At 67.3% G+C, this 25,802-nt stretch carries 23 protein-coding genes; 8 read left to right on the top strand and 15 right to left on the bottom strand.

Annotated features, from left to right (window positions below; translation table 11 throughout):
- Positions 1 to 144 precede the first annotated feature (144 nt).
- From U7114_RS19160 to U7114_RS19150, 3 genes are read right to left on the bottom strand one after another with little or no spacing between them, the layout of a single operon-like run.
- Positions 145 to 1,566, bottom strand: a complete 1,422-nt coding sequence (locus U7114_RS19160) for an aspartate ammonia-lyase (protein WP_323058244.1) — start codon at positions 1,564 to 1,566, stop codon at positions 145 to 147.
- Positions 1,567 to 1,572: 6 nt separating this feature from the next.
- Positions 1,573 to 2,631, bottom strand: a complete 1,059-nt coding sequence (locus tag U7114_RS19155) for an asparaginase (protein WP_323058243.1) — start codon at positions 2,629 to 2,631, stop codon at positions 1,573 to 1,575.
- 30 nt (positions 2,632 to 2,661) lie between these two features.
- Entirely contained in the window at positions 2,662 to 3,363 is a 702-nt protein-coding gene (locus U7114_RS19150) for a FadR/GntR family transcriptional regulator (protein ID WP_321214728.1), read from the bottom strand.
- 89 nt (positions 3,364 to 3,452) lie between these two features.
- Between U7114_RS19150 and U7114_RS19145 the strand changes: the two genes are divergently transcribed.
- From U7114_RS19145 to U7114_RS19135, 3 genes are all read left to right on the top strand, one after another.
- Complete coding sequence (locus U7114_RS19145; protein WP_323058242.1) at positions 3,453 to 3,866, top strand: hypothetical protein; 414 nt, start codon at positions 3,453 to 3,455, stop codon at positions 3,864 to 3,866.
- 110 nt (positions 3,867 to 3,976) lie between these two features.
- Positions 3,977 to 4,249, top strand: coding sequence for a helix-turn-helix transcriptional regulator (locus U7114_RS19140; RefSeq protein ID WP_323058247.1), 273 nt, complete (start codon positions 3,977 to 3,979; stop codon positions 4,247 to 4,249).
- On the top strand, positions 4,246 to 5,496 hold the full coding sequence (locus U7114_RS19135; RefSeq protein WP_323058241.1) for a type II toxin-antitoxin system HipA family toxin: 1,251 nt from the start codon (positions 4,246 to 4,248) through the stop codon (positions 5,494 to 5,496). The genes U7114_RS19140 and U7114_RS19135 overlap by 4 nt, the downstream gene beginning before the upstream one ends.
- A 44-nt stretch (positions 5,497 to 5,540) precedes the next feature.
- Here the strand turns inward: U7114_RS19135 and U7114_RS19130 are convergent, their stop codons facing one another.
- From U7114_RS19130 to U7114_RS19120, 3 genes are all read right to left on the bottom strand, one after another.
- A complete protein-coding gene (locus U7114_RS19130; protein WP_323058240.1) occupies positions 5,541 to 6,803 on the bottom strand; it encodes an MFS transporter in 1,263 nt (420 codons plus the stop codon).
- 75 nt (positions 6,804 to 6,878) lie between these two features.
- Positions 6,879 to 7,496 (bottom strand): uracil-DNA glycosylase, encoded by a 618-nt coding sequence (locus U7114_RS19125; RefSeq protein ID WP_323058239.1) that lies wholly within the window; start codon positions 7,494 to 7,496, stop codon positions 6,879 to 6,881.
- A 152-nt stretch (positions 7,497 to 7,648) separates the two neighbouring features.
- Entirely contained in the window at positions 7,649 to 9,304 is a 1,656-nt protein-coding gene (locus U7114_RS19120) for an HNH endonuclease (protein WP_416235571.1), read from the bottom strand.
- Between the two features lie 113 nt (positions 9,305 to 9,417).
- Between U7114_RS19120 and U7114_RS19115 the strand changes: the two genes are divergently transcribed.
- Positions 9,418 to 9,924 carry a hypothetical protein gene (locus tag U7114_RS19115; protein ID WP_323058238.1) on the top strand — a complete coding sequence of 169 codons (507 nt, stop codon included), beginning with the start codon at positions 9,418 to 9,420 and terminating at the stop codon, positions 9,922 to 9,924.
- Positions 9,925 to 9,936: 12 nt separating this feature from the next.
- On the opposite strand, the gene U7114_RS19110 is transcribed toward U7114_RS19115, so the two are convergent.
- The 6 genes from U7114_RS19110 to U7114_RS19085 form a co-directional block, all read right to left on the bottom strand.
- On the bottom strand, positions 9,937 to 11,400 hold the full coding sequence (locus U7114_RS19110; protein WP_323058237.1) for an amidohydrolase: 1,464 nt from the start codon (positions 11,398 to 11,400) through the stop codon (positions 9,937 to 9,939).
- Positions 11,397 to 11,780: an RNA-binding S4 domain-containing protein gene (locus U7114_RS19105; protein WP_157240388.1), complete on the bottom strand. Its 384-nt coding sequence runs from the start codon at positions 11,778 to 11,780 to the stop codon at positions 11,397 to 11,399. Before U7114_RS19105 ends, U7114_RS19110 begins: the two co-directional genes overlap by 4 nt.
- Before the next feature lie 57 nt (positions 11,781 to 11,837).
- Positions 11,838 to 12,965, bottom strand: coding sequence for a sulfite oxidase (locus tag U7114_RS19100; RefSeq protein ID WP_323058236.1), 1,128 nt, complete (start codon positions 12,963 to 12,965; stop codon positions 11,838 to 11,840).
- A gap of 117 nt (positions 12,966 to 13,082) precedes the next feature.
- The gene (locus U7114_RS19095; RefSeq protein WP_323058235.1) at positions 13,083 to 13,937 is read right to left on the bottom strand and encodes an SDR family oxidoreductase; all 855 of its coding nucleotides are present in this window, start codon (positions 13,935 to 13,937) and stop codon (positions 13,083 to 13,085) included.
- A gap of 7 nt (positions 13,938 to 13,944) precedes the next feature.
- Positions 13,945 to 14,949 (bottom strand): aldo/keto reductase family protein, encoded by a 1,005-nt coding sequence (locus U7114_RS19090; RefSeq protein WP_157240392.1) that lies wholly within the window; start codon positions 14,947 to 14,949, stop codon positions 13,945 to 13,947.
- A 27-nt stretch (positions 14,950 to 14,976) separates the two neighbouring features.
- Entirely contained in the window at positions 14,977 to 15,759 is a 783-nt protein-coding gene (locus U7114_RS19085) for a hypothetical protein (RefSeq protein WP_323058234.1), read from the bottom strand.
- Between the two features lie 163 nt (positions 15,760 to 15,922).
- Between U7114_RS19085 and U7114_RS19080 the strand changes: the two genes are divergently transcribed.
- Positions 15,923 to 16,321 carry a YchJ family protein gene (locus U7114_RS19080; RefSeq protein ID WP_323058233.1) on the top strand — a complete coding sequence of 133 codons (399 nt, stop codon included), beginning with the start codon at positions 15,923 to 15,925 and terminating at the stop codon, positions 16,319 to 16,321.
- On the opposite strand, the gene U7114_RS19075 is transcribed toward U7114_RS19080, so the two are convergent.
- The 3 genes from U7114_RS19075 to U7114_RS19065 form a co-directional block, all read right to left on the bottom strand.
- Positions 16,322 to 17,161 (bottom strand): YrzE family protein, encoded by an 840-nt coding sequence (locus U7114_RS19075; protein WP_321214718.1) that lies wholly within the window; start codon positions 17,159 to 17,161, stop codon positions 16,322 to 16,324.
- 64 nt (positions 17,162 to 17,225) lie between these two features.
- Positions 17,226 to 19,271 (bottom strand): acyl-CoA dehydrogenase family protein, encoded by a 2,046-nt coding sequence (locus U7114_RS19070; RefSeq protein WP_157240396.1) that lies wholly within the window; start codon positions 19,269 to 19,271, stop codon positions 17,226 to 17,228.
- Between the two features lie 62 nt (positions 19,272 to 19,333).
- Complete coding sequence (locus U7114_RS19065) at positions 19,334 to 19,636, bottom strand: hypothetical protein (protein ID WP_323058232.1); 303 nt, start codon at positions 19,634 to 19,636, stop codon at positions 19,334 to 19,336.
- A 229-nt stretch (positions 19,637 to 19,865) separates the two neighbouring features.
- Between U7114_RS19065 and U7114_RS19060 the strand changes: the two genes are divergently transcribed.
- Genes U7114_RS19060 through U7114_RS19050 form a run of 3 tightly spaced genes read left to right on the top strand, consistent with a single transcriptional unit; the run spans position 19,866 to position 25,599 of the window.
- Complete coding sequence (locus U7114_RS19060) at positions 19,866 to 21,320, top strand: DUF3375 family protein (protein WP_323058231.1); 1,455 nt, start codon at positions 19,866 to 19,868, stop codon at positions 21,318 to 21,320.
- Positions 21,317 to 22,123, top strand: coding sequence for a DUF4194 domain-containing protein (locus U7114_RS19055; RefSeq protein WP_323058230.1), 807 nt, complete (start codon positions 21,317 to 21,319; stop codon positions 22,121 to 22,123). The genes U7114_RS19060 and U7114_RS19055 overlap by 4 nt, the downstream gene beginning before the upstream one ends.
- Positions 22,120 to 25,599, top strand: coding sequence for an ATP-binding protein (locus U7114_RS19050; protein WP_323058229.1), 3,480 nt, complete (start codon positions 22,120 to 22,122; stop codon positions 25,597 to 25,599). The genes U7114_RS19055 and U7114_RS19050 overlap by 4 nt, the downstream gene beginning before the upstream one ends.
- Positions 25,600 to 25,802 lie beyond the last annotated feature (203 nt).

The following is a 25,802-nucleotide window of genomic DNA, read 5'->3' as shown; positions in this document are numbered from 1 at the left end:
GCGATCATCTGGATCTGCCGGGGCTTGAGGTTCTTGTGGTAGCCCTTGTCCTCGGCATGCAGGGCGGTCTCGGAGGCATGGGCGTGCCCGCCGTCAATGATGTGGTCTGGGATGGGGGGATTCGTCATGGGGTGTCCTTAATGGCTACTTGCTGAGGTTGGCGAGGCGTTCGGGGCTGAGGAGCTCCTGGAGCTGCGCGTCCGTGAGGAGGCCGTGTTCCAGGACCAGTTCGGCTACGCCCTTGCCTGTTGCGAGGGCTTCCTTGGCGATGGCGGTGGCGGTGGCGTAGCCCAGGTGGGGATTGAGGGCCGTGACCAGGCCGATGGACTGTTCCACCGTGCGGCGGAGGTGTTCGGTGTTGGCGGTGATGCCCCGGATGCAGCGGGCCGTAAGGGTGCGGCACGCGGCTTCCAGGTGGGAGATGCTCTTGTGGAGGCTGTGGACGATGATGGGTTCGAAGGCGTTGAGCTGGAGCTGCCCGGCTTCGGCGGCCATGGTGATGGTGACGTCATTTCCGATGACTTCGTAGGCCACCTGGCTGACCACTTCCGGGATCACCGGGTTGATCTTGCCGGGCATGATGGAGGAGCCGGACTGGACGGCCGGGAGGTTGATTTCGCCGAATCCGGCGCGGGGGCCGGAGGAGAGCAGGCGGAGGTCGTTGCAGATCTTGGACAGCTTCACGGCCACGCGCTTGAGTACACCGGACAGGTGGACGAAGGCGCCCACGTCCTGGGTGGCTTCGATCAGGTCCGGTGCGGTCACCAGCGGCAGGCCGGTGACTTCCGCCAGGTGGCGGCATGCTGCTGCCGCATAGCCGGCGGGGGCATTCAGGCCGGTGCCGATGGCGGTGGCGCCAAGGTTGATCTCGTGGATTAGCAGTTCGGCCTCGGCGAGGCGCAGCCGGTCTTCGCCGATGGTGATGGCGTAGCTGCCGAATTCCTGGCCCAGGGTCATGGGGACCGCGTCCTGCAGCTGGGTGCGGCCCATCTTGACCACGGTGCGGAATTCCAGGGCCTTCGAGGCGCAGGCCTCTTCCAGTTCCGCCAGCGCGTCCAGCAGTTCCCGCGCAGCGAAAATGGTGCCCAGCTTGACCGCCGTGGGGTACACGTCGTTGGTGGACTGGCTGAGGTTGACGTGGTCATTGGGGTGGAGGCGGGCGTAGTCGCCCTTGGGGTGGCCCAGGATTTCGAGGGCGCGGTTGGCGATGACCTCGTTGGCGTTCATGTTCGACGACGTCCCGGCACCTCCCTGGATGACGTCCACCACGAACTGGTCGGCCAGCTGTCCGTCCAGGACATCCTGGCAGGCCTGCTCGATGGCGTCCGCGCGTTCGGCGTCCAGCAGGCCAAGTTCGCGGTTGGTGCGGGCGGCGGCCAGCTTGACCGCTGCCAGTCCGCGGACCAAGTGCATGTTGGACGAGAGCTTTTGGCCGGTGATGGGGAAGTTTTCCACGGCCCGGAGCGTGTGGACGCCCCAATAGGCGTGGGCGGGGATGTCGCGGTCGCCGAGCAGGTCGTGTTCTGAGCGGCTCGGTGCTGGGGCGGTTGTCTCGACGGTGGTCATGTGTCCTTACGGGGCTTCGTTGACGGGTGTGGACAGGAAAGGTTCGGAGAGGAAGCCGGTGGCCTGCAGCAGGCCCACCTGGCGGCCTCCGCCGAGGACCGGGGCGGTTGCGAGGGCAGCCAGCGGAGCGGTGTCCACGCCCAGTGCCTCCAGCAGCTTGACGGTGGCCGGCATCCGGGCGCGGTCGCCGCCGTCGGAAATCTTCACGCCCACTGACCGGCCATCCGCCAGGCCCACCAGCTGGACGCCTTCAAAGCCGTCCTTCGCCACCGCGCCCGGAAGGAGGCGCATCAGTTCGGTGACGTCGCGGCCTTCGCCGGCCACCATCTCCGGGTGCTGCTGCATGGCGAGGCCGACGGCGGCTTCGGCACCGTGTGCACCAACGCCGGCGTCGTCCTCCGCGGCGGCGCGGGCAATCAGCCCGAAGGCGCGGGCCATGCCGGACAAGGTCAGGGCAAACAGCGGTGTTCCGCAGCCGTCGGTGCTGAGGCCGAGCGGCTCCTCCCCTGCCAGTTCGGTAACGGTCTCCGCAACCAGCCGCTGCAGCGGGTGCGACGGATCCAGGTAACCCTCGACGGGCCAGCCGTTGATGACGCACGTGGCTGCCATGGCAGCGTGCTTGCCGGAGCAGTTCTGGGTGAGCTGCGTGGAACGGCCCCCGGTGCGCAGCCATTCTTCGCGCTCGCTTGCGCCGTAGGGGAGATCCCTGCTGTTGCCGAAGTCGCTGACACTGAGCCCGTGCTGTTCGAGGATCCGCAGCGCTCCCTGGCGGTGCATTGCGCCGCCCGAGTGGCTCGCGGCGGCCAGGGCCAGGAGGTCTGCCGGGAGCTCGAGTCCGGCGCGGACCATGGCGACGGCCTGGAGCGGCTTGAGGGAGGACCGGGGGTAGAACGGCGCCGAGGGTGCGCCTGCCGCCGCTGCCATAGTGCCGTCCGCTTCGAGGGCGATGGCCGATCCGTAGTGGATGCTTTCCACCAGTCCATCACGGGTGGCGGTGACCAGGGGAGCGTGCTGCGGAAGCAGCGCAGCAGCGTTGCGGGCAGCAGAAAGCACAGGGGAGGGCATGGATTCCTTGGGTGGGGTACTTGGTTGTGGCTAGTTGTTGAGGATGGAGTCGAGGGCCTGGCCCACGGCGTGGAGGTGGTAGGCCATTGCCTTGCGCGCCGCTTCCGGGGAGCCGGCCTCTATGGCGGCGAGGATCTCCTGGTGTTCCACGTCGGAGGCGTGCTGCCTGTCTGCCACCATGTTCAAGGTTTCGGACTGATGCGCCAGGGCTCCGCGGATGTCCGCCACCACGCTTGCGAACACCTTGTTTCCGCTGGCGCCGGCGATGGCCGCATGGAAGGTGGAGTCCAGGGCAACCCAGGATTCCGGATCTGTCTCGGTGGCCATGGCGGCCACCAGGTGGCGGAGGGTTTCCAGCTCCTCCTCGGTGCGCCGTTCGGCGGCCAGCCCGGCGGCAGGGACTTCGATGTGCGGCCTGGCTTCGGTCAGGTCGCGGGCGGAGTACTGGCCGAGCATGAGGTCGTTGGCCACCTTGTCCGCAACGACGAACGTCCCCTTCCCGGTCTTGGTGACAGTCAGGCCCAGCGCGGTGCAGGAGCGCAGGGCTTCGCGGATGACCGAGCGGCTTACCCCGTACTGCTGCGAGAGGCTGGCCTCGGAACTGAGCTTGCTGCCCACCGGAACCAGGCCGGACTCGATGTCCTGCCGGATCGCGTTGAACACCGCTTCGGCAGCGCTGAGCCGCGCAAGGGGTGCAGGCTGTCCTGCTGTCCGGCTGTCTGACAGGTTCACGCTTTAAATATGGCAGGGGTCACAGCGCGTGTCAACGTAGGGCCGCCGTCGCTATTCTTTTCCTCTGCCCGGCCCGTTAGCCTCCTGCTATGGACGAATACTCAGAGGAACTCGTCAACCTTGCGTTCATGGCCTTGGATCACGCCATTGATTCGGTGGTCTCGTCCGGCACGGACCTGGTCCCGTTTGTCATCCGGGAGCATGGGGGACAGCGCAGCCTGCAGCGTTATCTTGTGGATGGCCAGCTTGAGGCAGGCGTTGCGGCCGCCCGGAAGTCGGTTTTGCAGGAACCGCTGCCAGATCGCGTCGCCCTTGCCTGGGACGGTTTCATGACAACGTCGGAGGGGCGGCAGGAGGCCGTCTTCGTTGAGTCCTACGAGCAGGGCACGCCCGCCGGGTTCATCATGGCGCAGCGGTACCAGCGGGCCGGATTCCTCAGGAAGAAGCGGGAATCGGTAGGCAATCCCGCCCTCGTGGAGAAGAACACCGCACCGCTCTTCTAGCGCTCGTCTATCCTAGGGGTGGGATCGGCACGCTCGTACCGGAAATGCTGTGTACGGGTGCCCTCTGGCCGGAGTAGGCTTCTGGTGACGACCAACCGGCACGTTCGTACCTGAGGAGGCTTCCCACGCGTTCCTTTTCCGAGCAGCTCGCCGCCGAGGTGCGCGCCCGGCGCACGTTCCTCCGCCTGACGCAGCAGGACCTCGCCGACATGGCAGGCGTCTCCGAGCGTTTCGTGCGCTTCGTGGAGCAGGGCAAGCCAAGCGTCCAGCTGGATTCCCTCGTTGTGCTCCTCGAAACCCTTGGGCTGGAGCTGCAGATCGCCACGCGCACCAGCCAAGCCGCACGTGCGGTCGCCGGTCCGGAGAGCAGCGCCGAGCAGTGAGGCACCGCATCGCGGACATCTACAAGGCCGGCGTGCTCGCTGCCCGGCTCGAACGGCACGACGGCGGCACGCGGTTCAGCTACCTGCCCGCCTACCTCCAAACCGGGGGACCCGCCGTCGCGACTTCCCTGCCGCTCACCAGCGAACCGGTGCTGTCCGCGGCAGGGGCCGCCCCGCCCTACTTCACCGGCCTGCTGCCCGAGGGCCGGCGCCTTAATGCGCTGCGGCGGTCCATCAAGACCAGCGCTGATGACGATCTCTCCCTGCTTATCGCGGCCGGCGCCAATCCTGTGGGTGATGTGCAAATCGTGGGCCACGGGGAGCCGCTGGATCCGGATGACCACGCGGTCCGGGTTGATCCAAAACAAGCCGTGGATTTCGACCAGCTGCTGGGCGACCCCGATCTGATCGACCCGGTGGCCCTGGCCGGGGTGCAGGACAAGCTGTCGGCCGGAATGATCTCGGTGCCGGTGGCCGGCGCCGGTCGCCAGTTCATCCTCAAACTCAACGCCCCCGAGTTCCCGCATGTGGTGGAGAACGAGCTGGTGATGTTTCGTTACGCGGCCAAGCTGAGGATTCCGCTGAGCCGCGTCCGGCTGATGCATGATGTTGCGGGCCGCCCGGGGCTGCTGGTGGAGCGCTTCGACCGCGTTCCCGTGCCCGGCGGCGGATCGGATGGGGTGCGGCGACTGGCCGTCGAGGACGGTGCGCAGGTGCTGAAGCTCTATCCGGCGGACAAGTACAACGTCAGCTATTCGCAGGTCTGCCGTGCGCTCGCGGACCACTGCACGGCGCCTCTTCCGGCCCTCAGGAACCTTGCCATCCAGGGCGCCTACGCGTGGCTGACGGGAAACGGTGACCTGCATGCCAAGAACGTCTCAATGGTCCAGCTGCCTTCCGGCGAGTGGACCATCGCGCCCGTCTATGACATCCCCTCCACAGTGGTCTACGGCGATAAGACTCTGGCGCTGGCCATGAATGGCAAACGGACCGGGATTTCCCGCCGCCACTTCCTGGGCTGGGCGACGGAGCTCGGACTCACCGGGCGGACGGCTGCCCAAGTGCTGGAGATTGCCTTAAGGGCGTCAGCACCGCTTTTGGCGGACCTGGAATCCGGGACGGCTTTCCGCGGCCTGGACGGGGCCGGACAGAAGAATAACGACGACGGCGGCTCGCCGTTCCCGGACCTCGTCACCAGGACGTGGGTCAAGGAGTTGAAGCACCGGAGAAGACTGCTGGAAGGCTGATCCGCGCTGCGGGCTGACCATATGTGGCGCGGGGCCTGGGGATCTCAGGAGCGGGAGGCATGGTGGGGCCGGACAATGACGAAGACGGCCAGGGCCGCGGCCTGGATGACGGTCAGGGTAACGGCGAGGGCGAATATTGACCGTTCGTACAGAAGTCCGATGAGGACGCTCCCGGCCAGCCATGCGATGCCGTAGCAGGCGGTGAAGATACCGTAGGCACTGCCACGCCGTCCTGTAGGTGCCAGTTCGGAGACGGCTGCACGCATGGTGCTTTCCTGAACGCCCATGGCGGCTCCCCACATCAGCACACCCGCGACTGCCAGTGCGGTGTGGTTGCTGAACCCGAACCACGGGATGGCCGCTGCGAGAAGTGGGAGGGCGAGGAGGACCTTCAAGCCGATTTTGTCGTAGAGCCAGCCGGATGCCAGAGCTGCCACGGCATCGACCGCCATGGCTACCGCATAGAGGACAGGCACCAGGGCAGGCGGCAGGAGCCCGGTGGCTACGAGGTGGAATGACAGGAGCCCGAACGTTGCATAGCCGAACATAGTCAGGCTGCTGAATGCTGCGTACATCCAGAATTGCCGGGGAATCCTGGACGACGCCTGGGGAGTCGCCACTGCCGGACCCGGGGTGGCTGATCCCGAGTAGCTGACGGAGCCGTCGGGGGGCTGGTGTTGTTCATAGAGGGACGGGTCAGGGACGCGTTTACTGAGCCAGAAGAGGAGCAGCATTGCCGCCACTCCGGGAAGAGCAAGCAGGAGGAACCCCGGGCCGTAGCTGCCGGAGAGCGAGAAGGCCACACCGATCAGGAGCGGGCCGAGGAAGGCTCCCGCCTGGTCGAGGGCTTCGTGGAAAGCAAAGGTCTTGCCGCGGCCAAGCCGGGTGCCGGCTTCCGCGAGCATGGTGTCCTTCGCCGGGCTCCGCACGGCTTTGCCCAGGCGCTCCATCAGGACGAGCAGGCAGGCAATCCACAAAGCGCTGGTGATCCCCAGAAGGGGCACCGAGAGCGCGGTGAGTCCGTAGCCCGTGAGCGCCAATGCCCACCTTAGCCGGGGCCGGTCCGCCAAGCGTCCGAAGACCGGGCGTAGAACCAGGGCGACTGCCTCACCGGCGCCCGTGATGACACTGATCAGGAGGGCCGAGGCGCCAAGCGCGCCCAGGAAGGGGCCGGTGACGCTCCTGGCACCTTCGTAGACCATGTCCATCAGAGCGCTGACAACGCCGAAGACCAGGATGAAGCGGAAGGCCGTCAGCGGCGGTCCCGCCACCCTCCGGCTGCCGGCGTTGCCGGTGGTGTTCTTCACGCTGGGAGGCCTGGTCGGGTCAGGTCCTGAATCATTCATGGCGAGCGTCGGCGAGGACTCTCTGGACCTGCCAGGCTAGAGGTGCTGGATCCCGGCCCGTTGCATGGCGTCCTTGTAAACATCCACGTTCTTGGCCAGGAGCTCTTCCTGTTTCGTTTCGGAAACGGCGAAGGCCCGTCCTCCCAAGGCGGTGGCCTTGTATATCTTGATGCCGCTGTTTTTCAGGGACTGGTGGTAGGTCTTCTCGAAGAGTGTGAGGAAGGTCGAGGCATCGGTACCGTGGGCGATGATTGCCGAGACCCGGGAGTTGATCTTCAGGAACTGCCGGAACGGGCGCAGACCGTCCGTTTTCTCCTGCACATTCAGGGCGGAGGGCATGTCCGGGTCGCGGACCCAGGGATAGGCGTTCCACGGCATCACATAGCGGGGATCGAGTTCCGCCAGTTCATAGATCTGGGTGGCGCGGCGGGCGGCCTCGTCGTCGTTGTAATGCGAGACGAAGCCGGACTCGGTGCCCTTCCCGGGGCTGACCTGCAGGCTGACAATCCGGCACTCATCCTCGTCATGCACAGGGTCGATATAGGGGACGACAGACCCTGGCTTCTTTTCCATCAGTTCATCGCACAGCTGCGTGACCTTGGCAATGTTCGGTTCCTGTAGCAGGGCCTTTTTCTCGTCCCAATCAATCGTCACGATTTCTCCCTCAGCAGCAAGGCGTCCAGAATCAGGCGTCTTAGGCCACTCTACGCTTCCGGGCTGAAGGGTGGGCAGGGGAAGTTCTCTCTCCCTTGTGCGCGGAGCACGCTAAAGAAGGCATTTCCGGTGATCCTTAGCGTGCTATGTCCTCACGCCGTCAGGGATTGCCTGTGGCGGGCGCGCTTGGCTGCTTTGGCCCGTCGGCGGCGTTTTCGGCGATGGCGCCACGGCAGCCCGTCAAGTGCCGGCCCGGATGCCGGCCCCGCGCTCACTTGCGTGCCAACTGTTGCGGTGTGGGCCAGTGCTGTGTCAGTAGGGGGTGTATTAGCCGGGGCGGTGCCCGGCAGCGGCGGCGCTGTGGAGTGGTAGGTGTGGCCGGTGGGGGTTTGGAGTTCCACTGTGTGACGCTGTCCAGGTTTGGTGATTGGTGTGGCGGTCCAGCCGGGTGTTTCCTTGGTGTGGTTGCAGGTTTCGCAGAGGCCTTGGCCGTTGGTGCTGGTGGTGGGTCCGTCCTGGTGCCAGGGGATGATGTGGTCGTGGTGGCGGATCGGGGCGTCGCAGTAGGGGGTGCGGCAGGTGTTGTCGCGGATCTGGAGGAAGCGGCGGATCCCGGGCGGGAAGAGCCGGGCTTTGGAGTCCATGGCCAGGAGGTCCCCGGCGCCGGGGGTGGTGTAGAGCCGGCGGAGCCAGACCTGATATTGGGCATCGTCCGCGCCGCTGGCAGACTTGGTTGCCAGGCGTGCTGATCCTGAAGCCAGAGATCCGGCACCCGTGAATCTTGGACCAGCCGCTCCAAGGCCCGCTAACTTCGAGCCTGCCGCCGCGCCGAGGACGGTTTTCCGGGCCCAGTGGGCGGGGACGGTGCCGTAGCCGGTGAGGCGGGCGGGTTCGCTGTCGCCCTGGAGGAGGGTGCGGTCGGTCATGACGAGCTGGACTTCGATGCCGCTGATCCCGGCCGGGGTGCCGGTGACGCGTTCAACGAGTTCATCGGCCATGATCGCGCCCCGGGACCGGTCATCCCCAGCGGACTTCACCGTGTCCGCGTGGCCGGTCAGGGCCGCGTAGGCGGCGACGCCCTGGCTGACCGGGAGGAGTGCGGTCAGGTAGGTCATGGTGTCAGGCGCCGGCCGCAGGCTGACGCAGCGGTCCGTGACGGCACGGGAAGCGCGTTTAGCCACCGAGTGGGGGTCGCGCCGGTACGCGGCGGCGCGGACGGCGGCGGTGATGGCCCGGTCCCCGGCGCCGACCAGGGCGCCGGGGACCGCGGCGATCTCCTCGTCCACGGCGCACCGGTCTGCGGCGGACAGGCAGGCCGTTTCCTTCACGATGAGGGTGGCGCGCCATTCGTTCAGCTGCCCGGACCGCAGCGCGGCCAGGGTGCGGGGCATCTCGGTGGCCAGGGCCTTCGCCAGGCCCAGGAGCCTGGCCCCGCGGGCCGGGGACTCCCGCCGCGCCAAAGAAATTTCCGCCCCCACCCCCGCACCCTGTTCAGCGGCCGGGACACCGGCCGCTGCCTGCTCGCGGCGCGCTTCAAGGTCATAGGCCGCGGCGATTTCGGCCTGCTTCGCGGCAGCCGCTGATTTCAGGTCCTCGAGCCCGCGGAGCTGGTCGATCATGCCCGGGCCGTCAACGGCGGGACGGACGGCAGCCAACGCGCGAAAGGCATCGGCAACACAAGGCCCGGCAAGGCCACCCGCCTCCAGCCCCGCACCCGCCTCCAGCCCCGCAGCTGCCTCCAGCCCCGCAGCTGCCTCCAGCCCTACTTTCGCCGCCAGGCCCGTTGCCGCTGTCGTCGCCGCTTCCATAGACAAAGTCTTCCAGCAGGGTGTGCCAAAATCCGGTCCGCCGGCGCGTATGTGGATAACCAAGGCAAGCCCCGCAAGCCGTACGGGCACAGGCCGTGCTGTTGAATGAGGGTATGGAGTTCACCAAGAAGGGCCTGAAAGCGGAGGGCTTCGCCGGCTTCCGGCCAATCGGCGCGCTCGATGCCATGCGGATCCCCCAGGGAACCGGGCTCTTCGCCGTGCTGGCACCGGAAGGGTTCCAACCCCGCTTCCTCCAGAAAAGCACCGCCGGCGTCTTCAAGAAGAAGGACCCGTCGCTCCCCGAAGCAGCCCTGGCCGCCGAATGGGTGGACACCGCCGCGGCTCTTTACCTGGGCAAAGCCGGCCCCGGCAGTAAAGGCAACCGCGGCCTCAGGCGGCAAATCCAGGAGTTCCTGGACTTCGGGCAGGGCAAGCCGCCGGGGCACTGGGACGGCCGCCTGGTCTGGCAGCTCGCAGACGCCGAAAAGCTGGTCATCGCCTGGAAGGAACTCCCCGCGGAGCAGCTCACCACGGCCGAGGCGGACTATCACTCAGCCTTTGTTGACGTGTACGGCAGGTTGCCCTTCGCAAACCTCGTGAGGGCCCGCGCCAAAGGTTAGAAGGACCCGGAACTAAGCCAATCCGCCGTCGTAGGTAAAACGTCCGGCAAGCATCGTGGCCGCCACCGGCATCGCGGCGAACTCCCCGTCCGGCACAGTCAGCGGATCCCCGTCCAGGAGCACCAGGTCAGCGGCGTCGCCAACACACACACGCGAGCGGCCCCGGGCGGAAGCCAGGAGGGCCTCCTCCCGCGTGATGGCTTCCTGCGGATGCCAGGGCCCGCGCCCGTCGCTGCGTGCCCGCAGGACAGCGGCGGACATCGCCAACCACGGTTCGAGCGGCGCCACCGGTGCATCCGAACCCAGCAGCAGCGAAGCCCCGGCATCGAGCAGTGACCGCAGCGGAAAGGCGCGGTCCGTCCGCCCGGCCCAGTTGGAATCCGCGGCGTCCCGGTCATCCAGTGCGTGGACCGGCTGGACGCTGGCCGCCACCCCCAGCGGCCCGAAACGCGCAAAGTCCTCCCGGCGGACGAACTGGGCGTGCTCGATCCGGCCGCCAACACCTGCACTTTCAAAAGCATCAAGGGCCACCTGGTTGGCCGCATCCCCGATGGCGTGGACGGCGGGAACAAACCCCGTGTCCCGCGCCCGCCCCAGCAACGCCGCCAGCTCGCCAGCACTCACTGTCAGCAGCCCGCACCCGCCGAAAGGGTAAGGATCCACGCAAAAGGCAGTCCGGGTATTAAGGGAACCGTCAATGAGTACCTTAAGCGGTCCCACCCTCAGCAACCCGCCGCCGCCGTCGACCTCCTGCCCCGTCCGCATGCCTTCGGCCACGGCACGCTCAAGGTCTGCCGGATAGACACCGGCCTCCACCCGCAGAGCGTCAAACCCGCCGGCGATGCGCCGCAGCCACGGGTCCCGGTTCCACGTCATCTCAAAATCCACCACGCCCACCACGCCGCGGGCAGCAGCCGCCCGGGCGGCGTCACGGACCCAGCCATCCAGGACCGTGTCCGGCAGCCGCCCCAGTTCCCGGGTCAGGGCAAATGCGGGCTCCTCGCGCAGCAAACCAGAAGCCTCAACCCGCACTCCATACCGGCTGGCCGCGGCCGAGTTGAGCCATACGCTGTGCAGGTCGTGGCTGATCAGCGCCGTCGGCTGGCTGCCGGTGGCGGAATCCAGCAGTGCCAGGGAGGGCTCGTCCGGCCACAGCGCGTCCCGGAAGCCGACGCCGACGGCGGTCACCGACGGGTCGGCTCCGGACAAGAAGGAACGGACGACGGCGGCAGCTTCCCGGGCGGTTCCGGCAGCCGAGAGGTCAATACGGTTGGCGTGCAGCGCCCACTGGGTCATGTGGACGTGCTCATCCCACAGCCCCGGAATCAGGTGGCGCCCTTCCGCATCAATCACGGGGGCGGCGGAGGGGAATTCCGCAGCAGCCCCGATCCGGCTCACGCGGCCGCGGCTGATATGCACGCTGACGGGAGCGTCGTCCCCCGGTATCCGCACGTTCTCCAGGACAAGGTCGCTCATGCGGAACCGCGGAGCCGTTCCATCTCGCGGCGGTCCTTCTTTGTGGGCCTGCCCGCACCCCGGTCGCGCTGTGGCAGGCCAAGTGCCGGGGCAACCGGTCGCGGCGGCGTGTGGTCGGTGAAACAGTGGGAGGCCGCCTCGGCACCAACACGCTTGGCAATCAGCCGGCGCACTTCAAGGATGCGTTCGTAGCCGGACATCCGCACCGTCACGGTGTCGCCCGTGACCAGCGTCGCGGACGCCTTGGCCGGGCTGCCGTTCAGGCGGACATGGCCGGCGCGGCAGGCGGCGGTGGCGGCAGAGCGGGTCTTGTAGGCGCGGATGGCCCACAGCCACGCATCAATGCGGACACTGGCAGGGGAGGAAGGAAGGCTGGTCATGGCTGGCACCGAGTATAGCCCCGGCTCCATGGCGCAGAGGCCAGGCCGGCCAAACGGTTACTCCACGGTCACGCTCACCCGCTGTACCACGTTGTTGCCCAGCCCCTGGTAGTTCCAGTTCTGCTCCAAGGGCTGGGTTGCGCCGGTTTCATCCGTTGCGCGGCAGGAAAGCTCGTGCACGCCCGGGTCCGCCACCCACGGCATGGTCCACTTCCGCCACGCGTATCCGCCGGCGGGCTTCTCCAGGTGCGCGGGCTGCCAGGTGCCGTCGATCCCGACTTCCACGCCGGTGACCGCGCCCTTCCCGGACCAGGCCCTGCCCTGCAGGAGCACCGGCCCGGGCTTCAGGAGCCGCTTGCGGGTGAAGAAGTCCGGGATGCCCGGCGGAACCATCAGCGAACGCACCCTGATCCGCGAAACGGGAGTGCCGGCGTCGTCCGCTGAATCCTGGTAGCGGTACGCAACCTCCTGCTGGTAGCCCCGGAAGGGGACCGTGACCACCTCAACGGATTCCAGCCACTTCACGCTGGCCATGCCGTACCAGCCGGGCACCACCAGCCGGAGCGGATATCCGTGCTGCGGCGGCAGTTCGCTGCCGTTCATTTTGTACGCGAGGACGACGTCGGGACGCATCGCTTCATGGATCGGCAGGCTCCGCGCGTAGCGCTGGGGGACGCCGCCCTGGACACCCTGGTCCGATCCTGTGAACACCACCTCGACAGCGTGCGGCAGGACGCCCGCCTTGCCCAGGAGATAGGCGAGCGGAACCCCGGTCCAGTGCGCGGTGCCGACGCCCTCCATGATCCACGGCTGGCTAAGCGGCCGCGGATTCAGGAGGGAGCGCCCGTTCCCCGCGCATTCCAAGGTGACCGGCACCGTGATGGCCGGGTCCCTGCGCAGGGCCGCCATGCTCAGTTCCAGGGCCATCTCAACCGCGCCGCTGATCCGGAGGTGCCACGAGGAGGCATCGACGTCAGGGATATCGAAATGCGTCAGCACGTAGTGGAGCCCGGGCGGAGTGATGTCCCGGCGGAGCGCCTCCAGCGGCATGGAGTGGTTGCGCGCACCCAGCTGGAGTTCCTCCGGGGTGAGCGGGCCCGTGGTGGGCGCGGCCGCGGGCGGCGCCGGACGCCCCGCCGCTGTGGCCGGACCGGAAGACTGCTGGTTCGTGTAGGTCTGTTTCATGGCGCTGCGACTCTTTTGACTGGGATTCTGCTCGGCGGGCTGGAAGCGCCCTTGCCTCAGGTCTACGCCCGCCCCGCCCGCCCGTCAACGGAGAGGCGCCGCCCGGGAGCGCAGGGGCTAGAGCTGCGGACGCGCCAGGAACCCGGCCAGGCTGATCGGGTCCTGCCCGGTGAGGCCATGGACATCGGGCGAAATCCCTGCCATCTCCCCGGCGGCAATGGCTGTATATGTGCTCACCCATGCGTCCACCTGCCAAGGCGGGGCGCCGTAGGACGCCCGGGATGCGTGCGCCTCCTCCATAGTTTCCGGATGGTAGGTGATGGTCCGCCCGGTTTGTTCGGTAATGATCCCGGCGGCCTGTGCCAACGTCAGTTCCTCCGGGCCGGTCAGGTTGTAGGTGGTCCCCTTGTGGATGGCGGGGTCGCGCAGCACGGCAACGGCGCAGCGGGCAACGTCCTCGCGGGCAACCCCGGAGAAGACCCCGTTGCCGGCCGGACCGCGGATCACGCCGTCCTCCCCGGCCAGCAGCGGCAGGAAATCAAGGTAGAGGTTGTCCCGCAGGAACGTGAACTCCAAACCGGACGCCCTGATGTGCTCCTCAGTGGCGTAATGGTCCCGTGCCAGCGTGAAGGCGGCATCCGGCGCCGCGCCATAAAAGGACGTGTACACCACATGCTCCACGCCGGCGGCGGCAGCCGCATCCACGAAGCCGCGATGCTGCTGCACCCGGTCCTCGGTTTCCGCAGCGGACACCATGAACAGGACTTTCACTCCCTCGAGGGCGCGCCGGGCGGCTGCCGAATCCTCATAGCTGCACACGTCAGCCGTGGCGGCGTCCAGTTCAGGGGCGCGGGCGGCATCGCGGACCAGCAGGCGCTGGGCGGAACCAAGCCCGGCAAGCTGCCGCGCCACCATTCCGCCCAGCCCGCCGGTGGAACCCGTGACGGCTAAGTCCGGGAGTTCGGAAGCCACCGGCCGCCTATGCTTCCCGTTTGGCCGGGGATTTGGTCTGGGCGGGATCGCGCTCGGCCAGCGAACCGATGGCGTCATCGATCTTCTTCAGGACCTCCGGTTCAAGCTTCACGCCTGCAGCGCCCACGCTGTCCGCGATCTGCTCGGGGCGGGAGGCGCCCACGATGGCTGAGGCAACGTTCGGGTTCTGCAGCACCCAGGCCACCGCCAGCTGCGGCATGGACAGCCCGGCTTCCTCGGCAATGGGCTTGAGCTCCTGGACGCCGGCCAGGACGTCGTCGCGCATCCAGCGCTCGATCATCTTGGCTCCGCCCTTCTCGTCCGTGGCGCGGCTGCCTTCGGGGGCGGGCCGGCCCGGAAGGTATTTGCCGCTGAGGACGCCCTGGGCCATGGGCGACCAGACTATCTGGGACACGCCCAGCTCCTCCGACGCCGGCACAACCTCCGCCTCGATGACCCGCCACAGCATGGAATACTGCGGCTGGTTGGAGATCAGCTGGAAGCCGAGTTCCTTGGACAGGGCGTGGCCTTCACGCAGCTGCTCCGCGGTCCACTCGCTGACGCCGATATACAGGGCCTTGCCCTGCCGGACGATGTCCGCGAACGCCTGCATGGTCTCTTCAAGCGGGGTTTCGAAGTCGTAGCGGTGGGCCTGGTAGAGGTCCACGTAGTCCGTCTGGAGCCGCCGGAGGGAGCCGTTGATGGACTCCATGATGTGCTTCCGGGACAGGCCAAGGTCATTCTTGCCCTTGGGGCCGGTGGGGCCGTAAACCTTGGTGAAGATCTCGAGGGATTCGCGGCGCTCGCCCTTCAGGGCTTCGCCCAGGACGGTTTCCGCAGCCGTATTGGCATAGACGTCGGCGGTGTCGAACGTGCTGATGCCGGCGTCAAGGGCGGCGCGCACACACTGCGAGGCGACGTCGTTTTCAACCTGCGAGCCGTGCGTGAGCCAGTTGCCGAACGTGATTTCCGAGACTTTGAATCCGCTGTTTCCGAGGTATCTAAATTCCATGGGTTTCACGCTAGCCCAGATGGTTGCTCAGGGTAAGGGCTGTCTACCCTTTGAAGCGGAGCCCGTTCCTGGACCCTTGCCTGTTTCCGCTGCCGCCTTGCTGATGTGCGCCGGACCGGACAGGGACAGCAGCGAGCCGGTGTCCAGCGGAGCCAGGGGGCGGGGGACCTGCGGCTTCTTGAAGGACCGCGGCAGCTCGTGGGAAGGACGGCTGTTATCAAGCGCCGACTCCACCAGCGGCGCCACTTCCGCCACCTTTTCAGCCGGCACTTTTGGATCAGGAAGATCGCGCACCGAGAGTTTTATTTGCGGCTTTGCTGCACGCGCCCTCGCCTTTGCGCGGGCGTCCGCATCCGCGACGGCGGCGGCCCAGTCCTCCGTCAGGACGGGCGGTTCGCGGCGGGCGGCAGCCAGCGCAGGGTGGTGTTCGACGGCGGTGCGCAGCGACGACTTTACGTGGGCGGGTTTCAGCGCGGTGCGCCAATCACGGGGCGTCTTCCCCGGCCGGCGGCGGAAGGCCCGCACGAGCAGTCCGGCGCGTGGCCGGCGCGCTGCGGATGCCGCGCCAGCAGCGTCGTCGGCCGTGCCCGGCCGGCTACCGGCAGGCCCGGTCAAGCGCACCAGCGGGAGTGATTCGTTTCCGGTGCCCCTGCCGAACAGGGCCAACAGCAAAACGGCGGCGAGCCGGCCTAGTCCTGCCAGGACCAAGGTGATGACCCCCAGCAGGAAGAGGACCAGGAACATCAGGAAGGCGACTCCCACGGTGCCCAAAAAAGTCAGGTTGAGGATGAGCGTATCCGGATTTTCCACGTCATCTCTCCTCTCTGCCTGCAGCGGGGCCGGGGGCGGCACCACTCTGCCTGCGCGCCGGCTCCTTCTCCACCTTACGGATTTTTGCGGGGCCGTGCCGCCGGGTGCCCGGCTGCTTCCCTGGTTGTAGCAAAGCTGTTACCCATGTGACAGCATCGGTTGGATGACCGAGTCCAGGGACCACGAAAACTGCATGTGCCTGTCCGGAGAGCCCTACGGAATGTGCTGCGGGCGGTTCCACCGGGGCGCGGCGGAGGCCGCCACCGCGGAGCAGTTGATGCGCTCCCGGTACAGCGCTTTCGTGCTCCTTGACGGTGACTACCTCCGGCGCACCTGGCATCCCCGGACAGCGCCGGCGGAGCTGGAACTGGACCCGGGGATGGAATGGCGGCGCCTGGATATCCTTTCCACGTCCCGGGGCGGGCCGCTGGATACCGAAGGGACCGTGGAGTTCAAGGCCTACTATCGGCACGGCGGCGAACGCGGGGTCCTGCATGAGAACAGCAGGTTCATCCGGGAACATCGGCGGTGGCTCTATCTGGACGGGAAGATGCTGGCCTGACTACTCGTCGTCGTAGTCGTTGTCCGGCGTGAAGCCGGCGCGGTCCACCTTCCGGTGGAAGTGCATGCCCGCGAGTCCGCCCAGTACTGCACCTACCAGGGCCACCAAGGCAACCACCACGGCGGCAATGATGCTGGTGGTGGTCAACTGGCCTTCATTGACGGGGATGCGCGGGAAGCTGTTCAGGTTGGCCAGGACGTTGAACTGCTGTCCGAACACGAGGCCAAGGATGGAAACGAGTACTGCCACGATCAGCGCCCAGATCCACACCATGACGCCCTGCTTGGCGCCGTTGAAGCGCGCCATTCGCCCTGCAACGTAGCCGCCGCAGTAGTAGGACAGGAACAGGATGACCAGCAGGACAATGATGCCCACCAGTCCCACCGTGCCCTGGTTCCGGGCAGCCTGGTTGACTGCCTCGTTGACATCCGTGTTGGTGGCCAGGCCAACAGCGGTTCCGGCCGCCGCCACAAGGGCTGTCAGCAGGACGGCCATGCCGGTGGCCGTGAGCCAGCCGAAGAACGCGGAGCCCACCTTGATGCCGCCGAACCGTTCCTTTTCCCGCGCGACGGCGGTCTGCCGGTCAGTGAGGTTCGGATCAACAGCCGGCGCGGAGGACGTGGGGACGTAGTCCCGCTCCGCATGGGCGCCGGCCGGTCCTGTGTGTTCCGCGGGCACGCGGTCGTACGCGGAGGTGGGGGCTGCATCGCTTGCCGGCACCTGTTGGTAGGCGCGCGTGGGTTCGCCGCCGGCGGTATCGCCGCGATGGCTTCGGTTCCGGTCAGCGTCCTCCCGGGCTCGCCTCGGGGGCAGGTTGTCTGGGTCTGTTGAGCTGCTCATGGATCAACTCAACCATCGGCCCGGAGGGATAGCAAGGATGCTTACTATTTTGTGACCTGCAGTTCTACCGGTATCTGCGGTGCAGGTTGTCCTTTTGGGAGGGGCCGGGAGAGGCGTCGGCAATCCACGGACCCGTTCCTTCGGACTGGTCCAGCACGCCTTCCTCCAGCCAGGTGTAATCTCCGGCGAGGACCTTCCGCGTGAGGGCATGGTCGCCGTCGTCCGTGTTACGCCACAGCTGGTCGAAGTACTCGTCCACGCGCACCCTGGCCTGCTCGCAGTACGCCTCAGCGAGCTCGTAGGCGCTGGCGGCCTTTTCGGGAGCGGTGTGGAGCAGCATCTCCGCCCTGGCACAGCAGGCCGTCATGGCGAACAGCTCGGCGCCGATGTCCACCACCCTGCCCAGGAACGCCTGCTTCCTTTCGAGCCTGGCCTGCCAGCGGCCCATGGCGTAGAACGTCTGCCGTGCAAGGCGCCGGGACGAGCGCTCCACGAACCGCAGCTGCTTGGCCAGCCGGCCGAAGTCGCTGTACGAACGCGGGTCCATGCCGGCTCCGGCCACCAGCTTGGGGAGCCACTTGGCGTAGAAGCCGGAAGCGCCGACGGCGGCCTTCGCCTTATCGGACAGGCTTGCGTCCAGGGATGCCAGCTCGCCCGCGGCGGCCAGGTGGGCGTCCACCGCTTCCCGGGCGATCAGCAGCCGCATGATCTCCGAGGAACCCTCGAAAATCCGGTTGATCCTCAGGTCCCTCAGCTGCTGCTCGGCCGGGACGGCGCGCTCGCCGCGCGCAGCCAGGGAATCGGCGGTCTCAAAGCCCCGGCCGCCGCGGATCTGCACCAGTTCGTCGGCAATCCGGCAGCTGATTTCAGTGGCCCAGAGCTTGGCCAGGGCGGCTTCAATCCGCACGTCCTTTTGGCCGGCGTCCGCAAGTTCGGCCGAGAGTTCGAACACCGCATCCAGGGCGAAGGCGGAGGCCGCGATGAAGGCGATCTTCTTGCCCACGGCCTCGTGCTCGCCCACCGGCCTGCCCCATTGGGTGCGGGCGTTGGACCATTCCCGGGCAATCTTCAGGCTCCACCGGCCGGAGGCGACGCATAGCGCCGGCAGCGCGAGGCGCCCGGTATTGAGCGTGGTCAGCGCGATCTTCAGGCCCTGGCCTTCGCGCCCCAGCCGGTTGGCAGCCGGCACGCGGACCTGGTGGAACCGGGTGACGCCGTTCTCAATCCCGCGCAGGCCCATGAACGCATTCCGGTTCTCCACGGTGATGCCCGGCGAGTCCATCTCCACCACGAACGCGCTGATGCCGCCCTTGTGCACGGTGCCGTCCGCGTCCGTGTGGGCAGGGACCACGGCCATCACCACCACCAGTTCCGCAACCACCCCGTTGGTGGTCCACAGCTTGACGCCGTCCAGGAGGTACGCCTCGCCGTCGTCCGTTGGCGTCGCCGTGCTGCCCAGCCGGGCGGGATCGCTGCCCACATCCGGTTCCGTCAGCAGGAAGGCGGTGATGGCCCCGGCGGCGCAGCGGGGCAGGTACTCGCGCTTTTGCTCAGGTGTTCCGAAAACCTTGACCGGTTCCGGCACGCCAATGGACTGGTGGGCCGAGAGGAGGGCGCCGAGGCTTGGATGGACGCTGCCCAGGAGCGCCAGGGCACGGCCGTAGTAAACCAGGGAGAGCCCCAGGCCGCCGTATTCCTCCGGGATCTTCATCCCGAAAACGCCGAGGTCCGCCAGGCCCCGGATGTACTCGTCCGGGATCTTGGCCTCGCGCTCGATCACCCGGCCGTCCATGGTGCGGGCGAACCCGGTCAGGCGCTCCATGAATGCTTCGCCCCGCTCCACGGAGGCAGGATCGGGGGTGGGCCAAGGGTGGACCAGCCCGAGGTCGAAGCTGCCCAGGTAGAGTCCCTTCGCGAAGCTTGGGCGCTCCCAGCCGGTTTCCCGGGCGGCCTCTGCCACGGCGCGGGCGTCCTGGGCTGTGGCGCCGGCACCTAGTTTTCCGGCGGGAACGGGGGTCTCCCCGGGGTGCGCGTCCGTTGCCGTTGCGGTGGAAACGGGGAGGCCGGTGGCGGGGCTTGTTGCGGAGGTGCTGTCAGTGGCGGAGCTCATGGGTTATCTCCTTGGCCGGAATGGCCGGGTGTAGCCATGGATCCGCCGGGTTGGAGAACCCTTCAGCTGTCCCTCAAGATTACCCGCGGGTAGGTTCCGGTGCTAGGGGAGTGCTGGGCCTGGAAATCCCCGGAAACATCCACCGTCGCCGCGTGGTGCACCAGCCTGTCCCAGCCTGCGTTGATGCCGTGGACCACGGCCAGGAGGATGGTGGAAACCACGGTCCAGCCCAGCTTTCCGATCCCCAGCAGCACCAGGGCAACCAGTCCTGCTGCCAGGACGAATGCTGCCAGGACCACCGCGAACACCAGGGTGCCCGCAAAGACCAAGGTGGCGGTTTCAACTGAACTGAGATCGAAGTGCATTGAGTCCCCCTGCTGCGACGTTGCTTTGGTTGAGATCAGTAGCAGAAGCGTAGGGTGGGACCTCTCCGGCCAGCCATAGCCGCCGGGCCGGAAGTAGCTGTTGGTATGGGATCGAAACACTACGGCCGGGTAGGTCACGAAGCGGTCGCGGCGCCTGCGTTAACCTTGTAGTTGGCAGTTTTCGATCCAAGCCGCCGCCCCGCCCCCGCAAACAGCCCAAGGAGAGTGTGTGCCCCGCTCCGCCAGGTCATCCGCTGACGCCATCAGCGCCCGGCTCCGGGACCTCGAACTCCTGACCAAAGGACCTGCCTGGGCCTTGACGCGCTCGGCGCCCTGGGTGATCGCGGTGCTGCAGGCATCCTTCACCCGCACCCGCCCCCAGCTTCCGCTCGAGGAGTTCCACGCCGACGTCGACTCCTTCCTTGAGGAGCTGCGCAGGCAGGATCCCGGGCTGGGCGGCGGCGCCAACGGAAAGTCCTTTGGCGACGAGTGGACGCGCCGGCAGTTCCTGACGCGGCGGAACCAGTCCGGCCAGATCGTTTACGAGGTAACGGAACCGGCCGCCCGTGTGCTCGCCTTCCTGGACAGCCTCTCCAGCGAGCGCTCCACCCTCAACGGGTCGCGCCTCGGCACGCTGCTGGGCGACGTCGAGAAGCTCGCCAACGAGACCAACCCGGACCAGAGCGCCCGCCTCGAGTCGCTGGAAGAGGAGATTGAAGAACGCCAGCAGCTGATCCAGGACATCAGCTCCGGCGAGTTCGACGGCCTGCTGGACGACGACCAGGCGGTGGAAGCCGCGGGCAACATCCTGGACCTCGCCGCGAGCCTGCCGGCCGACTACAAAAAGATGCGTGACCGGATCGAGGAACTGGTGGGCGGGCTGCGCAACCAGATCATCGAGGAGTCGCTCACCAAGGGCGCCACCATGGCCCAGGTCCTGGAAGCGGACAAGCGCCTCCGCCAGAGCCCCGAGGGCAGGACCTTCCGTTCCTTCACCGCGTTCCTCGAGGACCCGCAGCAGCAGCTGAGGTTCCGGTCCGCGATCGGCGAGGTCCTCAGCCGGCAGTTCGCCGACGACCTCTCGCCCGAGGACCGGGAAACGCTGAAGAACCTGGTGGCCGAGCTTCGCCAGCAGCACAGCCAGATCCAGCGGATCTACGGCAAGCTGAGCGAAAGCCTCAACACGTACGTGCAAAGCGACGACTTCCGCCAGTCGGTCCGGCTCCGCCAGGTCCTCCGGGAAGCCGAGCAGGCCATCCGGTCCCTTCCGTACGAACGGGAACGCCCCGGCCTGGTCCGCGGTCCTGTCCTCTTCAACGCCGGGTTCGAGTCCCTGTCCATGGTCAAGCTCTTCGACCCTGACGAGTTCGCCGCTCCGCCCAAACTTGCGGACCCCATCGCCTTCAGCGATGCCGACCGCGTGCGCTCGCCGAGGACCGGCAAGGCCAAGCCCGAGGTGGTGCGCGCGGCCATCGCCGGCGCCGCCACGCTTTCCGAAGCCTGGCAGCAGCTGCCCCCGGAAGAGCAGCACATCAACACCATCCGGGCGCTCCTCTCCCACGCCCTCCACGCCGGAGCGGGCTTCGACAAGGAAGCCCTCGACGCCCTGGACTTCGAACAGATAGACGGAACCTCACGCAGGGCCTACCTGCCGCTGGTCACGCTTCCAAAGGATTCACGATGACTGAAGAAATGACCACGACGGCGGCCCCGGAGGCAGAGCGCGGCGAAGGGGCGGCGTCCGGTGCGGAGCGGCCTTTCGCCGTCACCCCGCGCGATACGTTCGTCGACGGTGCGGCCCTCTTCCCGGGTGATACTGGCGTTATCCCCATGAAGGTGCGGCAGGCACTGGTGAAGCTCCTCAAAGGTCCGTATATCGACGGCGGCCGGGACGAGAAGCTCTGGACCGTCCTCCTGGACAACCAGGTGATCCTGCGCAGCCGGTTGTCGGAGCTGTTCCTCACCATGGAACTGGACCACGAACGGAAGATCGCCGTCCTGCGGCCGGTGGACCCGGACGCGATCGGGGGCAGCGCCCGCTCCAGCATCCTCCGGCAGCAGCGTGCGCTCAGCCGGGTGGAGACCATTGTGCTTCTCCGCCTGCGCCTGCTGCTGGACCGGCATGTCACCGCGCAGACGGACCCCACCATCACGCGCGAGGAGATCGCCGACCTCGTGGCGCACTACCAGCCCGCGGGCCAGCAGGACGCGCTCCGGGATTCGGACGTGGTGAACAGGGCCATCACCAAGCTCCTCGCCCGCCAGCTACTCCTGCCCACGGGCCTGGAGGACGTCTACACCATCTCCAACGCCCTGCCCCTGGCCCTCCCCTTCGAGAACATCGGCGACATCCCGGCCCAAATAGAAGCCTTGGTGGCGGCGACCACAGATCCCGCGGGCACCGAGGCATTAGTAGAGCTGGACTCGGTCCCGGCGGCTGACCCCGCCGGGACCGGGGACGCAACCGAAGTGGAGGATGCCCGGTGAGCATCGCGAGCATGCTGCCGATGGGCGAGCTGACGAACCCCGGCCAGATGCGCCTTGCCCTGGTGCAGGTGGTCAACTGGGGCACGTTCCACGGGGCGCACACGATGCACGTGGACCGGAACGGCACGCTGCTGACCGGCAACTCAGGTGTAGGCAAGTCGACGCTGTTTGATGCCATGCTGCGGGTTTTCGACGCCCGGCCGAGGTCCAACGAGGCCGCCGCCCAGCGGTCCGGCGGTGCCGTGGAGGACAAGCGGACCACGTTTACGTACATGCGCGGCAAGGTGGGCGACAAGGCCGTCGGCGAGGGCTCGGCGAGTGCCTTCCAGCGGCCCGGTGCCACCTGGTCCGCCGTCGCCCTGACGTTCGACAACGCCGCCGGCACGCGGGTTACCGTGTCTGCGCTGTTCGACCTGCCCAAGAACGGCACGGAGTCCAGCGTGGGACGGTTCTACCTGGTCGACCACCAGCCGCTGGACCTGGAGGCGCTGGAGGGCATCGCGGACAAACGGTTCACCAAGGCTGCCCTGGAGGCGATCTTCCCGGACGCCCAGGTTTTCGATGTCCACAAGGCGTTTGCGGAACGGTTCCGCCGGCTGCTCGGCATCAACTCCGACCAGGCCCTACCGCTCCTGCGCGTGATCCAGGCCGGCAAGGGCCTGGGCGGCAGCGTCAACACCTTCTTCCGCGACCAGGTCCTGGACGCCCCGGCCACGCTCGCGGCAGCGGACGACGTCGTGGAGGAATTCAGCAACCTGATGTCCATCCGGCAGCGGCTGGAGGACGTCCGGCAGCAGCGGGACCAGCTCGCCCCGGTTCCCGGGCTCAACAAGGAGTATGCACAGGCGCTGCTGGACGCGAACCGGCTGCGGGACCTGGCAGGCGAAGAATTCGAGGCCTACAAGCAGCAGCTGGCCGTCACGGTACACGAAAAAACGCTGCTCCGCTTCAAGGAGCTGGCCCAGGCGAAGGCCAAGGAGCTCGGCGCCGAACGAACGGTCCGGGACGGGCTGGCCAAGGAACTGCGCCAGCTGGAGGCGGACTACAACAACCAGGGCGGCAACGCGATTTCCGCCATTGAGCAGTCGCTGGAGAACGCGCGCGTGGGCCTGAAGCTCCGCGAGCAGGTGGAGGAGGCGGCGCGCCAGGCATTGGCCGACGCCGGCCTGCAGCTGGAGTGGACCTCCGGCGGCTGGGAACAGGCGCACGAGCAGGCGGCCGCGAGGTCGGCAGAGCTCAAGGACGATTCCCAGGCCCTGCAGGAGCTGCGCTTCGAAGCGTTCGACGCGCACGCCACGAAGAAGCGGGAGCTGGCCGCAGCCGAGCAGGAGCTCGTCTCGCTGAAGACGCGCAAGTCGCTGCTGCCGCCGTCGAGCATTGAAAACCGCGCAGCGATCGCTGCCGCCACCGGCATACCCGAGGACCGGATGCCGTTCGCCGGCGAGCTGATGGACCTTGCCGAGGGGGAGGAAAAATGGCGCCCCGCCGCCGAGCGCGCGCTCCGCAACCTCGCCACCACGCTCCTGGTGCCCGGTGCCCACTTCGCTGCCGTGACCCGCTACCTCAACGACCACAACGTGCGCGGAGCATTGCGCGCAGTTGACGTGTCCAAGCCGCTCTCCGGCGGTGCGCTGGCGCTGGAGGACGTGCACGACGGCGACCTGCTCACCAAGCTGGACATCCTCACCACGGGCGTCGCGGCCGAGGCAGGCTCCTGGATCCGTGAGCGGATCGCGCTGGATTTCGCCTATCCCTGCGTAGAGGATCCGGACGAGCTCGCCGGGCTGGACCGTGGCCTCAGCCTGGGCGGCGTGGTGAAGCGCAACCGCCACACGGTGGAAAAGGACGACCGCTTCACCAGCCGGCAGGACTACGTCCTCGGGTTCGACAATGCCGCCAAGCTGGAACTCGTGGCCGGCCAGGTGGAGGACCTGCGGCAGGAGGTTGCCAAGGCGGCTGAGCTGGCGCAAAGCCGGGAAGACTCGCACCAGGGCATGAGCCGGCAGCTGGAGGCCCTGCGCCGGATCGCGGAGGACCACCGTTCGTGGGAACAGGTTTCGGCGGAGGTCGCTGCCGAGGAGCTTGCCCGGATCGAACAGCGCCTCAAGGATGCGCTGGCCGCCCAGGCGGACCTCGAGCCCCTCCGCGCGGCCATCGAAGAAGTGCGGCAGAAGCACCAGTCCAGCACCGAGGCCGCCGCCGTCCTGCAAAGCGAATACAAGTCGCTGGACCGGCAGCTGACCGCGGCGGATTCACTGCTGGAAGCCGCACGCAACCGCCTGGCCCAGGCGCCGCCGTCGGACGCTACCGTCAGCGCGCTGGAACCGTACTTTGCCGGCTTCGGCGACGTTACTGAGATGCACGAGCTGGACAACCTGGCCAACCGGGTGCGGACCGGACTGCTGGGGGAACTGCACGCAGCGGAGTCGCGCGGGCAGGCGACGGCCGAGCGGCTCACGAGGATTTTCGAGGGGTTCGTCCGGGAGTGGGGGAGTGCCATCTCCGCGGACCATGGCACCTCCATTGGCGCCGCGGGTGAGTTCGAGACCCGCTACCACGCGATCGTGAGCGACGGGCTGCCCGCCCAGGAGGCGGAATTCCGGCAGTTCTTCAACCAGCGCACGCACGAATCCTTCAGCACCCTCCTGCACCTGCTGGACGAGGAACGCCGCTCCATCACCAGCCGCATCCTTCCGCTGAACGGCATCCTCTCGCAGGTCAACTTCCACGAGGGCAGCTTCCTGGAGCTGGACATCAAGCAGACGCTGCCGCCCACTGCCAAACAGTTCAAGGACGCCATCCAGAGCGCGCTCCGGGCGCGCCACACCCGGCCCGCCCGCGCGGACGCCTCCAAGGCGGAGGGGGCCGGCCAGGAGAGGGACGACGACGCCGAGCTCACCGCCCGCTACAAGTCCCTGGAAACCCTGGTGAAGCGGCTGGGCTCACAGGCGCCCGAGGACAGGCGCTGGCGGGCCGAGGTGCTGGACGTGCGCGGCCACCTGTTCATCCAGTGCAAGGAACACCGCGAGGTTGCAGGGCCGGCGTCGGGCAAAAAGGGCGGCGCCAAAAAGTCCGAGGTCTTCATGCACGCGGACACAGGATCCATGTCCGGCGGTGAACGGCAGCGTTTCACGGCCTTCATCATGGCCGCGGCCCTGAGCTACCAGCTGGGCATCGCCGAGCAGGGTTTCACCACCTACGGCACCGTGATGATGGACGAGGCATTCGTGCTGGCGTCCGAGGAGTTTGCGGGAGCCGGGATCAAGGCGCTGCACGAGTTCGGGTTCCAGCTGCTGCTGGCTGCGCCGGAGAACGTCATCGACCTCTCCCGGCACCTCGGTTCCGTCACCGAAATCCTCCGCGACAAGCGCACCAACCGCTCCGGCGTGCTCACGGCGCCTGTCATCAAACCGCGGCCGGGCGAAGAAGGCGCCTGGCGCTCCGAAGCGAACCCGGTGGACATCGTCCTGCGCTGACGGCACGCTCTCTCACTTAATGTGCCTTTTCCCCAAACCCTCCATCACCCGGTGATAGAGGGTTTGGGTTTTTCCTGCATTAAGTGAGAGAGCGTCGGGTGGGTGTGTGCTTCGTCACGAAGGGGAATAAGTTACAGAAACCTTGCGTAATGGCGATAAGGGTAGGTTAGCCTTACTTAAGTTCGCTTCATTCACTTAAGGAG

The sequence above is a fragment of the Pseudarthrobacter sp. C1 genome, assembly GCF_034720455.1.
GTDB lineage: Bacteria > Actinomycetota > Actinomycetes > Actinomycetales > Micrococcaceae > Arthrobacter.
Note: the sequence above shows the minus strand (reverse complement) of the source record. Positions and strands in the feature narration are given on the sequence as shown.

Excerpts from the sequence above, each read along its gene's own strand:
- U7114_RS19105 (WP_157240388.1), bottom strand. The coding sequence starts at position 11,780 with ATGACCAGCCTTCCTTCCTCCCCTGCCAGTGTCCGCATTGATGCGTGG.
- U7114_RS19090 (WP_157240392.1), bottom strand. The coding sequence starts at position 14,949 with ATGGAATTTAGATACCTCGGAAACAGCGGATTCAAAGTCTCGGAAATC.
- U7114_RS19160 (WP_323058244.1), bottom strand. The coding sequence starts at position 1,566 with ATGACCACCGTCGAGACAACCGCCCCAGCACCGAGCCGCTCAGAACAC.
- U7114_RS19065 (WP_323058232.1), bottom strand. The coding sequence starts at position 19,636 with ATGCACTTCGATCTCAGTTCAGTTGAAACCGCCACCTTGGTCTTTGCG.
- U7114_RS19155 (WP_323058243.1), bottom strand. The coding sequence starts at position 2,631 with ATGCCCTCCCCTGTGCTTTCTGCTGCCCGCAACGCTGCTGCGCTGCTT.
- U7114_RS19145 (WP_323058242.1), top strand. The coding sequence starts at position 3,453 with ATGGACGAATACTCAGAGGAACTCGTCAACCTTGCGTTCATGGCCTTG.
- U7114_RS19120 (WP_416235571.1), bottom strand. The coding sequence starts at position 9,304 with ATGGAAGCGGCGACGACAGCGGCAACGGGCCTGGCGGCGAAAGTAGGG.
- U7114_RS19100 (WP_323058236.1), bottom strand. The coding sequence starts at position 12,965 with ATGAAACAGACCTACACGAACCAGCAGTCTTCCGGTCCGGCCACAGCG.
- U7114_RS19075 (WP_321214718.1), bottom strand. The coding sequence starts at position 17,161 with ATGAGCAGCTCAACAGACCCAGACAACCTGCCCCCGAGGCGAGCCCGG.
- U7114_RS19070 (WP_157240396.1), bottom strand. The coding sequence starts at position 19,271 with ATGAGCTCCGCCACTGACAGCACCTCCGCAACAAGCCCCGCCACCGGC.
- U7114_RS19110 (WP_323058237.1), bottom strand. The coding sequence starts at position 11,400 with ATGAGCGACCTTGTCCTGGAGAACGTGCGGATACCGGGGGACGACGCT.
- U7114_RS19055 (WP_323058230.1), top strand. The coding sequence starts at position 21,317 with ATGACTGAAGAAATGACCACGACGGCGGCCCCGGAGGCAGAGCGCGGC.
- U7114_RS19115 (WP_323058238.1), top strand. The coding sequence starts at position 9,418 with ATGGAGTTCACCAAGAAGGGCCTGAAAGCGGAGGGCTTCGCCGGCTTC.
- U7114_RS19080 (WP_323058233.1), top strand. The coding sequence starts at position 15,923 with ATGACCGAGTCCAGGGACCACGAAAACTGCATGTGCCTGTCCGGAGAG.